Genomic DNA, 12,809 nt, shown 5'->3' on the forward strand with positions numbered 1-12,809 from the left:
ACTATCAGGTTAAAGCATTTTTCCCCTCAGGCCATTGCTACTTTCCATTTTATATTTAAGCATATTATGCAACCATTTATATATTGCTTTCGCCACAATCTTTGTCAAAAGTGTGTCGGCCATTTTGTCAAAAGTTTGTCGGCAGCAATCTTTTTTGATCAGTTTATGGAGCATACTATATATCATTTCTAGCAAAAAAACCCTGTAATTTCAAGTTTTTCAATAGTGAAAGCGATGTTAACAAATTTGTCGGTTGTTTTTTGGAGCATGATTAGGTACTATCGTTATTGAAATTATTGTTGCTGAACGTTCCATGAAAATAAAATCTCTTATAGTAAGTAGGTGAAAATTTGCACCGGAAATTAAAATGGTTCGCCGTTCTCTCGACGGTGGTCATGGTCTTCGTCTTGCTCGGGGGAGCTTTAGTGACAAAGACAGGTTCTTCACTCGGCTGTGGAAGATCATGGCCCCTTTGCAATGGCGAACTGATTCCATCAAATATCAATGCAGAACTGATCATTGAACTAGCTCACCGGGTTGTTTCCGGATCTGCAGCCATTATGGTTGTTATTCTTTCCATCTGGGCTTGGAAAGCGATCGGAGACAAAAGAGAAACGAAGCCGCTCGCGGTTCTTTCTGTCTTCTTTCTTATTTTACAAGCATTAATCGGTGCGGCTGCAGTTGTATGGGGGCAATCAAAATTTGTTTTAGCGCTTCATTTCGGTATTTCCCTTATTTCTTTTGCTTCTGTCTTTTTATTGACACTGTTGATTTTTGAAGTGGATAAAAAGTTCGATGCAACGAAATTGCAAATAGATAAAAGGATGAAATATCATACGGTCGGTGTCACCATATACAGTTATATTGTCGTTTATACAGGCGCGCTCGTCCGCCATACCGATGCAAGCCTTATTTGCAGTGATTGGCCTTTATGTTCGAACGGGTCTCTACTGGCGCTTCCATCCAATATGTATGAGTGGATTCAAATGGGCCACCGCGTAATGGCCGGACTCATTTTTATTTGGATTGGTTATATCACATGGATGGCCGTAAAGCATTATAAAAATCAAAGAGTCGTGTATATGGGGTGGATTGTAGCCTTCATTCTGGTTACCTTGCAAGTAGCGGCTGGTGCTGTCGTTGTGTTAACGGAATTGAATATTTACGTTGCCCTTGCGCATGCCCTCTTTATTACCTGCCTCTTTGGTTTACTTAGTTATTTTATTATGTTATTTTCAAGACCAGGCGTGGAATATGCACCTGTACAAGAAACAACGCCGGGTGAACTGAAATCATCTAAAATGATTACGCAGCAATGAAAAAACTTGCACATGATGTTCGTGTGCAAGTTTTTTGCGCTCGGGATATTATTTTTCCATCTCGATAAGCAAATCGCCTGTTTGGATCGCCTCGCCGCTTTTGACGTAAATATCTTTGATCGTTCCAGAGAAAGGCGCCTGTACGGTTGTCTCCATTTTCATTGCTTCGGTGATAATGAGATGATCGCCTTTTTTCACGGCCTCTCCTTTGGCAACAAGCACTTTTAGCACCGTTCCAGGCATGGTGGCAGCGATTTCAGCTTCATTTTTCGGATCCGCCTTCCGCTTTGCGATAACGGTCGACTTGATGCTTTCATCTTTAATGATAATTTCACGCGGCTGGCCATTTAGCTCGAAATAAACTGTCCGGGTTCCATCCGGCTGTGATTGGCCGATTGATACGAGCTTGACGATCAATGTCTTTCCTGTTTCGATTTCTACTTCGATTTCTTCTCCCAATCTCATTCCGTGAAAAAATGTGGGCGTGTCGATAACCGAAATATTTCCAAATTGGTTGATGGTTTGAAAATACTCAAGGATTACTTTCGGGTACAGGGCGTAGGCCATTACATCATACTCAGAAACGGTACCTCCGACCTCTTGTGCCAACTGGGCTTTTAACGCGGCAAAATCGATATCTTCAAGCAGCTCTCCAGGGCGTACGGTAATAGGCTTGCGTTTCTTTAAAATGACTCGCTGCAAATCTTTCGGAAAGCCGCCGTAAGGCTGTCCGAGGTATCCTTCAAACAGTTCAATAACCGAATCAGGAAAGTCGATTGTCATGCCTTTTTCAAGGACAGATTCCTCCGTCAAATCGTTTTGCACCATAAAGAGCGCCATATCCCCGACCACCTTGGATGAAGGTGTCACTTTGACGATATCTCCAAACATCAAGTTTACCCGGCGGTACATATCTTTTACTTCATCCCAGCGGCTTCCAAGCCCAACCGCTTTCGCCTGTTGTTGCAAGTTGCTATATTGTCCGCCCGGCATCTCATGACGGTATACTTCTGAATGAGGAGCAAGCATGCCGCTTTCGAAGTGCTGGTAATATTTGCGGACATCCTCCCAATAGTAGGAAAGCTTTTCCACATCATCAATCGACACATCTGGCTGCCTGTCTGTTCCCTCCAGGGCATAGTAAAGCGAATTCAAACTGGGCTGGGATGTAAGCCCCGCAACCGATCCCAAAGCCGTGTCAATAATGTCGACACCCGCTTCAATGGCTTTCGTATACGTAAAGATTCCGTTGCCGCTCGTATCATGCATGTGCAGATGAATTGGCACATCGACTATACCCTTCAATTCGGAAATAAGGCGGTAAGCCGCTTCGGGCTTTAATAAGCCAGCCATATCTTTAATGGCCAGAATATGGGCACCCTGAGCTTCCAATTCTTTGGCGAGCTGCTTATAATAATTGACATCATACTTGGACCTTGCCGGATCGTTGATGTCCCCGGTATAACAAATAGCCGCTTGGGCAATTTTCCCTGATGCGCGGACAGAATCGATTGCCACTTCCATTCCCTTGACCCAGTTAAGGCTGTCAAAAATCCGAAAAACGTCAATGCCTGCATCAGCGGATAATCTGATAAACTCACGGATGACGTTATCAGGATAGTTTTTATATCCGACGGCGTTCGAGCCGCGGAAAAGCATTTGAAAAAGCAAATTCGGAATCTTCTTCCGAAGTACTTGAAGGCGCTCCCACGGGTCTTCTTTCAAAAACCGGTACGCAACATCAAACGTGGCCCCTCCCCACATTTCCAAGGAGAACAGTCCTGGAAGAAGTTGTGCTGTCGGCTCTGCCACTTGCAACATATCACGGGTTCTGACACGAGTGGCAAGCAACGACTGGTGGGCATCGCGAAAAGTTGTATCGCTTACAAGCACTCTATTCTGATTTTTTACCCAATTAACAAGCCCTTCTGCACCTTGTTGTTCCAAAATTTGCTTTGTTCCGGGTGGCACTGATTGGCCCGCAGGTATTTTGGGTATGCGCGGATCCGGAAAAACCGGTTTTTTCGTCGTTTCAATTCCAGGGAAACCATTTACCGTGACCGTTCCAATATATGAGAGCATTTTTGTTCCGCGGTCTTTGCTCTCCTCAAAAGAAAACAATTCCGGCGTCTCATCTATAAAAGAAGTATCATATTCACCCGTAATGAACTTTTCATGTTCCATGACATTGATCAAAAATGGAATATTTGTTTTTATTCCCCTAATGCGAAATTCTTTCAGATTTCTGACCATTTTTGCCGCAGCCTGCCTGAAGGTGAGCGCTTGGGTCGATACTTTTACAAGCAGCGAATCATAAAACGGGGTAATGACAGCCCCTTGAAAGCCGTTACCTGCATCAAGACGGACGCCAAATCCACCGCCAGAACGATATGCCATGATCTTACCGGTGTCAGGCATGAAGTCGTTAAGCGGATCTTCAGTTGTGACACGTGACTGAATGGCAAAACCGTTCATCTTAATATGTTCCTGCTTTGGAATCTGAATTGTTTCTCCATGCAGGGAATGCCCTTCCGCAATCAGGATTTGTGATTGGACGATGTCAATCCCGGTGATCATTTCTGTAATCGTATGTTCCACCTGGATTCTTGGATTCACTTCAATAAAGTAAAACTCATTGCCTGAAACAAGGAACTCTACCGTTCCGGCATTTATGTACCCGACATTTTTCATGAGGGTAACCGCCGCATCGCAAATTCTTTCGCGCATATGGTCTGAAAGCGATACGCATGGTGCCGTTTCAACAACTTTTTGATGGCGTCTTTGGACGGAGCAATCCCTTTCAAACAAATGAATGATATCGCCTTTGGCATCTCCCAAAATCTGGACTTCAATATGCTTCGGATTTTCAATTAATTTTTCGACATATACTTCATCATTTCCAAAAGCGGCTTTTGCTTCCGATTTGGCCCGCTCGTAAGCTTCCTTTAGCTCTCCGCGCGAACGCACAATCCTCATACCGCGTCCACCGCCGCCAAGAGCCGCCTTTACCATAATTGGGTATCCATGGTCATTACCGAATGCGGCCGCTTCTTCAAGGGTTTCTGCAGGCCCATCGCTTCCCGGGATAACTGGGATCCCCGCCAAGATGGCCTGGTGCTTGGCTTTTACTTTATCCCCGAACATATCGAGGTGTTTGACAGCCGGTCCGATGAAGATGAGTCCCTCTTCTTCGCACCGTCTGGCAAAATCAATGTTTTCGGAAAGGAATCCATACCCAGGGTGAATGGCATCCACTCCGGCCCTTTTCGCAATGTCAATGATGCCTTCAATATCTAAATAAGCATCTATAGGTTTTTTTCCTTCGCCGACCAAATAGGCTTCATCCGCTTTATAGCGGTGGTAGGACCCGGAGTCTTCGCGGGAATAGACGGCCACCGTCCGGATGTTGAGCTCTGTACAGGCCCTGAATACCCGGATGGCGATTTCCCCCCTGTTGGCAACCAGTACTTTATTAATATTCTTCATCCACAATTCTCCCTTTCTATAATAACCATTTATTTAAATGTACGCCGCTGAGCGCCCCATTTCCGATTGGCATTCGGCTGGGAAGGCTCAGCATGTGGTACAGGAACAGCTTTTTCGGCTTTGAATTTTTCTTCGTAATTGTTAAACATGGCCACATTAGCCAAAATTCCCATCAAAATGGATAATACTAGAATGGATGATCCGCCATAACTAATGAAAGGAAGTGGAACCCCCGTTATCGGGATTAGGCCTGACATTCCCCCCAAATTAATAAAGGATTGAATACCAATCATGCATGAAATGCCAATCGCCAGCATAGCGCCAAACGGATCCTTACTTCTGGTGGCGATAAAAAGGCCTCTCAAAACGATATATCCAAGCCCAACCAATACAAAAGCGACTCCAAATGCTCCAAGTTCCTCTGCAATGATTGCCATAATAAAATCGGTGTGGGCTTCCGGCAAATACCCTAGCTTTTGGACACTTTGACCAAGCCCCAACCCTTTTAAGCCGCCGGAACCGATAGCCAAATACGAGTTTACGAGTTGAAAGCCCTCATTCTGCCCGGTTCCAAAAGGGTCCAAGTACCCCGCGAATCGGCCCATGCGATTTTCTGTAAAAATCTTTTCGAACTTTAAAATAAGGAAAGGAGAAAGGACAGCAATTAACAGCAATCCGAGCATGACGAGCTTCATGATCGTGCGAAATCGCATTCCCGAGCAGACGATAATCGTCATTCCGATTAATAAAGTAATGAGCGCGGTACCATTATCTGGTTCCATTGCAATCAAAAAACAGACAAAAACGAGAAAGAGCAAAGGGGGCAATACCCCTTTATTGAGTTGGTTGATATAGGATTGCTTTTTTGAATATACCGCGGATAAGTATATAATGACGCTTATCTTCGCGAACTCGGAGGGCTGGATTTTTCGCGCCCCCAATTGAATCCAGCTTTGGGCGTTATTTGTGACATGTCCAAACAAAACAACTGCAAATAAACCAAGCACCGCAGCTAACGTAATGGAAATGAGAAAGGTTTTATTTTTGTATGCTTTATATGGAAAAATGGCGAAAAACAAAAAAAACAAGAATCCAACGAGCAGGTTGATCTTCTGCTTTTCATAAAAAAAATCAGCCGGGTAACCAAACCACTGAACAGCCACCACCATGCTGGCGCTATAAATCATGATTAATCCAAATAAGCAGAGCAGAAAATAAACAGCGATGATCGAGTAATCATATGACCGCAGTATTTTTTTCAGCATATTCTTCATCCAATCTTTCATTCAATTTTCGCCATTTATTAATAGAGTAAAAAAGTAAAAGAATACTACCTAAACGTCTGTCCATAGGACAAAAAAACCCAAACAATTTCGAATAAACTGTTTGAGTTTTACAGTGCGGCGATAGTGATGATGCTTGTACAAAATCACTCACTTTTCACTTTCTGTAAATGCCTCATGGAGAGCAGATAGCCGCCTTTCAAGTGAACATATCAATTCCTTGCCATCCTTTTCATCCACAAGTCCGAGGCGGACGGCAAAGTCTATTTCACGAGAAAAGCCGAACATCTGAGTATCCAACACTTCCTCGTATAAAGGACATTTGGGCATCGTTAAGTTGTCCATTTGCACCTGAATCAAACGCAAAATCTTATCCGCGTCTGCCTTGAGCAGAGCGTAGGCCCTTTCCCGATGATCAATCTTCATTTCAGACACCACATTTTATCCCCCTGTCTCCGGACAAATAGACAATACTATCTGTAAATTTTAACCCTAATATAGGCAAATTGCAAGGGGTAAGTGGAAATATGACAATAGAGCTTCCGTAAAAAAACAAATGCTTATGAAACAATAAGTGCGGACAACTTTTATTTTTGCAAGTTTTTCGGTATACTTACTCCAGGATAAGAAGGAGGTTAAATGATGGATACGATTCTCCCGATTAAAGGCAAGGTCAAGTTTCCAATCACATTGGATGCGGGTGTTTGGATTTTCGATGACCGCAAAATCGATTTGAATACATATTTTTCGGAAGACCATAAAGAGGACGATGAAGAAGAATTTACAGTAGCCTCCAAACATTGGGACAGGGTGATCAAAGAAGGAAATGTTTCCCCGCCAACCCTTAAATCAGAACGGCAATTTGAAAAAACGAAATTGCTGACAGGCACTTTCGGCATTTCTTTAAAACCATTTTTGGAAAATGCCGAGCCTGAAAAGGATGCCTCAACATTTGTCATCGAAACAGATTCAAAAGACATTTCATATCCTCTTGAAAACGCGTATGATTTAATCCTTGCTTTTTCAAAAGACGGTAAGCCGCTTCGAGAAGACGGTCCTGTACATGTGTTACACTCAGACGGGTCCAATAGAAATAACCCGATTAAGTTTGTCAAAGGTTTTCGTGTGGAATAGGGTAAAACAGATGCGAGGCTGGGACATAAGCAAATCCGAAATAGCAAAAGCCGAACAATTCATTTATAATTGTTCGGTTTATTTGTGTAAAAAAAATCCCTATCATCGCTACGTCTACATATTGCGCTTTTCGCAGGTCTCTTCAGCTTCCTCGGAAAACAAAGGTCGCTTTCCTGCGGGACCTTCAGCTCGAGCTATTCCCGCAGGAGTCCACATATGTTGACTACGCTAAAAGCTTGCGTATTATACACAGGGACCATTTATCCGGCATGTAAGGTGCCGTAAGACCCCCACTTCAAAATCTGGAATGAATATAAAAGGGCTAAGTGGGAGATAACGGCACCTAAATGCCCGATTGGTTCAACTAACATTCAAGGAGAAAAGCATTCCTTGAATGAAGTTTCACTTTATCCCGCATGTAAGGTGCCGTAAGACCCCCACTTCAAAATCTGGAGTGAATATACAAGGGCTAAGTGGGAGATAACGGCACCTAAATGCCCGATTGGTTCAACTAACATTCAAGGAGAAAAGCATTCCTTGAATGAAGTTTCACTTTATCCCGCATGTAAGATGCCGTAAGAGACTCCTACTAAATGAAGTTTCACTTTATTGTTCGTTTTTTCATCAGCTGATTTAGTTGTGTTCCGCACTCTTTCTTTATGTAACTTTTGTATGAATATTGGCAAGAAACAATCTGACGTTGTCGCAGTTGCGCCCCCCTCTCCTCGAAAAAGCTCCGCTTTTTCTGCGTGGCTCTTTTTCAAGATAGTATTCAGAGAATCACGATTAGCATCTTAAACCGCTTTGCGATATCGCTTGTTTTGTTTACCGCGTCACAAAGCGGCAGGAAGTTTATTGTGCCTATTGAATGAATCTTGAAGCGAGTCTCTCCCCCCTGGGAGGACTCTGGTTAGCGCTAATCGGGGGCTTGTCTGACAGTTAAGCGCATGAGTTGCCTCATTCTTCAAACTGCCCATTCCGCTTCCGAGGAAATTATTGATCAAAACATGGCGAGCTTTTCATTTCAAGACAACACTAAAGCGCATATGGATTACGATATGTAATGGTTCTTCAGCCCGCGGATTCGTCCAGATGCTACTTCAATCCGCTGATTCCTTCTATTTTCAAGTATGCAAGAAAAGGGCAGATCATCATCACATCCTCATTGAAGAGTTCAGGAATGAATAAAAAACAGCGATCATTTTATTCGGAGCAATGATCACTTAATTGGCCCATTCAGTCCCTAAAAGGGCATCCTCTTTTACTCTCTTGTTGAAATCTCGTCCTTCTCAGGAATATTTGTCATTATGATCACTTTTGGAAAAGGCTTATAATATGTCAGCGGCAAGCTGCGCCAATTGGGATCTTTCACCTTTGACAAGCTTAATATGCCCCGCCGCACTTTCCCCTTTAAACTTCTCCAATACGTATGTCAAACCGTTGTTGTATTCATCCAAATAAGGATGGTCGATTTGTTGCGGATCACCCATCAAAACAATTTTGCTTCTTTCTCCCACCCTTGTTAATATTGTCTTTGCTTCATGCTTCGTCAAATTTTGAGCTTCATCTATAATGATAAATTGCTCCGGAATGCTTCTTCCTCGAATATATGTGAGCGCTTCTACCTCTATTGAGCCCATTCCGGCGAGGATCGAATCGAGTTCCCCCGGCTTTTTTGTATTGAATAAATATTCAAGGTTGTCGTATATCGGCTGCATCCAAGGCCGTAATTTTTCTTGTTTTTCTCCGGGCAAATACCCGATATCCTTTCCAACTGGAACGATCGGGCGCGCCACCAACAGCTTTTTGTACGACTGCAAGTCTTCCGTCTGCATTAACCCTGCAGCCAGTGCAAGCAAAGTCTTTCCCGTACCGGCTTTGCCGATCATTGTGACAAGCTGGATATCATTTCGGAAGAGCAGTTCTGCGGCCATCATTTGCTGAGCGTTCCTTGGTCTGATTCCCCATATGGACTCATAACTGCTTTTGAGCTTTTTAATGTTTGCTCCCCGTTTATCGACCATCCCAATCCCGGAAGACGAGCTCCCCATTTCATCTTTCATGATGACGAATTGATTTGGATAAAAGGTCTTTTTTTCTGATAAATCCAAAGCGGATATTTCGCCCTTTTCGTAAAAAATCCTTAAACAGTCGATATCGACAAAAATTTCTTGCATTCCGGTATACAAGTGTTCGACTTCAACGACCCGGTCGCTCAAAAAATCTTCTGCAAGCAAGCCAAGAGCATCGGCTTTCACCCTTAATAATGCATCTTTGCTTACGATGATCACCGGCTTTCCATCTTCCTTTCCCTCTTCTTCAATGGCGATATTCTTCGCCACCGCGAGTATGCGATTATCATTTGTTTTTTCAAGAAAAATCTCCTGCAGTTGATGAAAGGATCTATGGTTCAATTCAATTCTCAGTGTGCCGCCATTTTCGAGAATGATTTGTTCATGCAATTTTCCCGTCTTCCTGAAGCTGTCAATCAATTTGGAAACATGTCTTGCATTCCTGCCGATTTCACTCATATCCCTTTTTTTAGAATCGAGTTCCTCCAATACTACAGCCGGAATGACGATCTCATTATCTTGAAATGAAAATACGGCATTCGGATCTTGAAGCAAGACATTCGTATCTAACACGTAAATTTTCGTCAAATTGATGCCTCCTGCTCCTTTTTAATATCATATGAAGCGAGAAATGCGCCGGTGCCAGTCAGCACTTTTTCAGAAATATATGCCTGACCGCATAAAGATAGAAGCTCTTTCACAATATAAGTGTAAGAAGGCAATATGAAAGGAGGCAATTCATATGAAAAAAGTTTTATTACTCATGTGCATTTTTTTATTGGCGGCATGCGGGCAACAAAATAATATGGAAAATAATACGAACGAGCCCAGACCACAAGGTGTTAGTACAAAAAATGAAGAAATGGCGGACGATAATCGCCGAGATAATATAGATAAGGCAGACCATCTTGCCAACTTGGCTTCACAAGTTCGGGGAGTAAGAGGAGCCAGGGCGGTTGTTGCCGGGGATTATGCCGTAATCGGAATTGATGTGGACAAAGACATGGACAGATCAAAAGTCGGCTCTCTTAAATATTCGGTTGTTGAAAGCATTAAGCATGATCCGCTGGGAGCCGGCGCGGTTGTCGTAGCCGACCCCGATTTGAATGAAAGACTTGACGAATTAAGAAATGATTTTGCAGCAGGCCAGCCGCTTCAGGGGATTATGAATGAGTTGGCAGATATAACAGGCAGGGTAATGCCGGAGGCTCCGCCCCGGGAAATGAATAAAAATCCCGAAGAGGCCCCCCAAAAGCCCAAGCGGGAAATGAATCAAAATGAAAACAGAACTTTAAACAAGGAACAGCAAGAGCAATCTACGGAAGAATAAAGGAAAAAATGCTAGCAGCGGGTTGGTTGGGTCGTGCAGGCCTGATGTAGTGTTCTTAGCCTGCGATCCTCTAAGCCCTCACCGATTAGGTGGCAAGCTCCGGAAGCAACGTCCTTGAAGCTCGCGCTTTTTTCAGGCGAAGACGATGCTATCGAAATCGCTTCACTTACACTAATAATCCTGTAAGCCACATCACTTTTCGTGGTCGGAATCTTTGAAAAACAGATGATGTGACGATGCCGATTTTTAACAATGGAGCCGACCGAAACCGGGCTGTTACTGGCGGTTGAGCCCCACCCAACCTTTTTACTGCCAGTTAAAGGCGGTTAAGGCGAAACTTCTAGCGGCGGAGAGCTTTTGGGCCGCTAATTGTTAGTTAAGCCAATCCGGCTGGTACTGGCAGGCCTCCACCCAACCCCATTTCAGTGGAAGTCTTACTGCCATTTAAAGCGATAATTTATACAATCACCGAATCATGGTATAATCGTACAGAAGGAATTTCCATTTGTACTTGAGGTGGTCTTTATGAAAGTACAGTGTGTGATATGTGATGAACAAAACGAGCTTGAAGATGACACGCCGCTTGCAAAAAAGCTTCGGAACAGGCCGATCCATACGTATATGTGTGAACAATGCCACAACCGAATTGAAGAAAAGACAAGAGCCCGGTTTGCAAGCGGACAATTTCACCTGTACAGTTTTAAAAAAAAGAAAAATGACTTCTAGAATGTAAAACACCCAAGCCTTGTGAAGTCACCCCTAAAAGTTAGACACGGTTATTTCATCAGGCAACTTGAGTAAAATGAGTTCGGTATTGCACCGGACTCATTTTTAATTTTGACTTTATCCGTAGTAATCGATATATTTTTCTAATTTAAAGTGTTTTACAATTACAACGAGGCTGGTATATAAAAAATCGAACGATTCATTTATAATTGTTCAGAAAAATCCCTATCATCGCTACGCCAAAATATTTTGCTTTCCGCGGGCCCGGCATCAGCTTCCTCGGAAAGCAAAGGTCGCTTTCCTGCGGGATCTTCAGCTCGAGCTATTCCCGCAAGAGTCTACCTATTTTGACTACGCTAAAAGCTTGCGTATTATACACTGGGACCATTTATCCAGCATGTAAGGTGGCGTAAAACTCCCACTTCAAGACCTGAGTTGATACAAAAGGTCTAAGTGGGAGATAACGGCACCTAAATGCCCGATTCGTTCAACTAACATTCAGTAGGAGAGGGAAGAATACTCCTACTGAATGAAGTTTCACTGTATTTTTCGTTTTTTATTGTATCCCAGACTCTTCCGAATTCATAATCCCAAAGAAATTCTCCATTACCGAGTATTCGTTTCTTTTTTAACGGGTGGACGTCCCTTTTTCTTTGATTGAAGGGCATCGAATCCTTGTGTTTCAAATTGTTTTTTCCACTGCGAAGTGCAGGTTGAGTAGATATATTACATATACCGCAGTTTCAAGTAAGGACGTACCGTGTTCAATCATGCATTTTAGTACATCTGGTTTAAACTGTGCTGGATAATTTGTATACCGTTTTATAAACGCTTCTACGCCGTTATACTCATATTGTTTCACCCATTTTAGAATCGCTTTATGATCAGTTCTTAACGATTTTGCTGTTCATTTGAACCTCATTTCTATTTAAATTTCACTCAATTGCTTGTAATTTATCTTCTGCAGTAAATGTAGCCATAGAAAAAACTGCACCTCCAATAGTTAGATGGATGCAGTTCATTGTGTGTGCATGGGTGTTTTTCGTTTGTGGTGCCTGAAGCTATAGTGCACCCGATTTTTTTTCTTTGTGTAATCTGATCTTATAAAGGATTAAAATGAGGGCCGCAACAATAAGCCCTTCCGCTATTGGCAGGAAAATGCCCAAAAAGGTAAGTACCGTACATCCCGCTATGAGAAAAATGTAAATAATAGCGGATTTTAGCAATGGGAGCTTTTTGGCAAACCCCAATTTATACACAAGGATGCTAAGGGCAATGATCGTTACATAAAAAAGCCAGTTTGCCGTTGGCGGATTTTGAGTCAAATCGTAGTAAAATCTATAAATGGCAGAAAATCTGTCAATGACAGCCTGATCTTCTTTGGTCATGGCGATAATGGATGCCAGGCTTCCGAAGAAATTCATTTCCGCTCCCTCCTTTTCCAGCCTTTTAAAAGGGG

The 12,809-nt window shown here is 43.0% G+C and carries 9 protein-coding genes; 4 read left to right on the top strand and 5 right to left on the bottom strand.

The annotated features are described in order from the left end of the window. Nucleotides 1-350: 350 nt before the first annotated feature. Entirely contained in the window at nt 351-1,319 is a 969-nt protein-coding gene (locus NST31_RS02150; protein ID WP_339163612.1) for a heme A synthase, read from the top strand. 48 nt (nt 1,320-1,367) lie between these two features. Here NST31_RS02150 and pyc read toward each other — a convergent pair whose 3' ends face one another. The 3 genes from pyc to NST31_RS02165 all read right to left on the bottom strand — a co-directional run bounded on the left by pyc (nt 1,368) and on the right by NST31_RS02165 (nt 6,526). Continuing rightward, entirely contained in the window at nt 1,368-4,805 is a 3,438-nt protein-coding gene (gene pyc / locus NST31_RS02155; RefSeq protein WP_205180037.1) for a pyruvate carboxylase, read from the bottom strand. Nucleotides 4,806-4,834: 29 nt separating this feature from the next. After that, nucleotides 4,835-6,070, bottom strand: a complete 1,236-nt coding sequence (locus NST31_RS02160; RefSeq protein ID WP_205180036.1) for an FtsW/RodA/SpoVE family cell cycle protein — start codon at nt 6,068-6,070, stop codon at nt 4,835-4,837. Between the two features lie 168 nt (nt 6,071-6,238). Continuing rightward, nucleotides 6,239-6,526, bottom strand: a complete 288-nt coding sequence (locus tag NST31_RS02165) for a YlaN family protein (protein WP_077110982.1) — start codon at nt 6,524-6,526, stop codon at nt 6,239-6,241. Between the two features lie 204 nt (nt 6,527-6,730). Here NST31_RS02165 and NST31_RS02170 point away from each other — a divergent pair, with 204 nt between their 5' ends. Then, nucleotides 6,731-7,222, top strand: coding sequence for a hypothetical protein (locus NST31_RS02170; protein ID WP_077110980.1), 492 nt, complete (start codon nt 6,731-6,733; stop codon nt 7,220-7,222). A gap of 1,328 nt (nt 7,223-8,550) precedes the next feature. Here NST31_RS02170 and NST31_RS02175 read toward each other — a convergent pair. Continuing rightward, nucleotides 8,551-9,882, bottom strand: a complete 1,332-nt coding sequence (locus NST31_RS02175) for a PhoH family protein (protein ID WP_077111247.1) — start codon at nt 9,880-9,882, stop codon at nt 8,551-8,553. 154 nt (nt 9,883-10,036) lie between these two features. Here NST31_RS02175 and NST31_RS02180 point away from each other — a divergent pair, with 154 nt between their 5' ends. After that, a complete protein-coding gene (locus tag NST31_RS02180) occupies nt 10,037-10,624 on the top strand; it encodes a YhcN/YlaJ family sporulation lipoprotein (protein ID WP_077111248.1) in 588 nt (195 codons plus the stop codon). A gap of 525 nt (nt 10,625-11,149) precedes the next feature. Then, nucleotides 11,150-11,350 (top strand): YlaI family protein, encoded by a 201-nt coding sequence (locus NST31_RS02185; protein ID WP_077111249.1) that lies wholly within the window; start codon nt 11,150-11,152, stop codon nt 11,348-11,350. A gap of 1,061 nt (nt 11,351-12,411) precedes the next feature. On the opposite strand, the gene NST31_RS02190 is transcribed toward NST31_RS02185, so the two are convergent. Beyond that, nucleotides 12,412-12,738, bottom strand: a complete 327-nt coding sequence (locus NST31_RS02190) for a YlaH-like family protein (RefSeq protein ID WP_077111274.1) — start codon at nt 12,736-12,738, stop codon at nt 12,412-12,414. Between the last annotated feature and the right edge of the window lie 71 nt (nt 12,739-12,809).

The organism is Siminovitchia sp. FSL W7-1587, assembly GCF_037963795.1.
Lineage (GTDB): Bacteria > Bacillota > Bacilli > Bacillales > Bacillaceae_C > Siminovitchia > Siminovitchia thermophila.

Bases quoted from the DNA above. Each gene is read 5' to 3' on its own strand.
- pyc (WP_205180037.1), bottom strand. From the start codon at position 4,805: ATGAAGAATATTAATAAAGTACTGGTTGCCAACAGGGGGGAAATCGCC.
- NST31_RS02160 (WP_205180036.1), bottom strand. From the start codon at position 6,070: ATGCTGAAAAAAATACTGCGGTCATATGATTACTCGATCATCGCTGTT.
- NST31_RS02170 (WP_077110980.1), top strand. From the start codon at position 6,731: ATGGATACGATTCTCCCGATTAAAGGCAAGGTCAAGTTTCCAATCACA.
- NST31_RS02180 (WP_077111248.1), top strand. From the start codon at position 10,037: ATGAAAAAAGTTTTATTACTCATGTGCATTTTTTTATTGGCGGCATGC.
- NST31_RS02185 (WP_077111249.1), top strand. From the start codon at position 11,150: ATGAAAGTACAGTGTGTGATATGTGATGAACAAAACGAGCTTGAAGAT.
- NST31_RS02190 (WP_077111274.1), bottom strand. From the start codon at position 12,738: ATGACCAAAGAAGATCAGGCTGTCATTGACAGATTTTCTGCCATTTAT.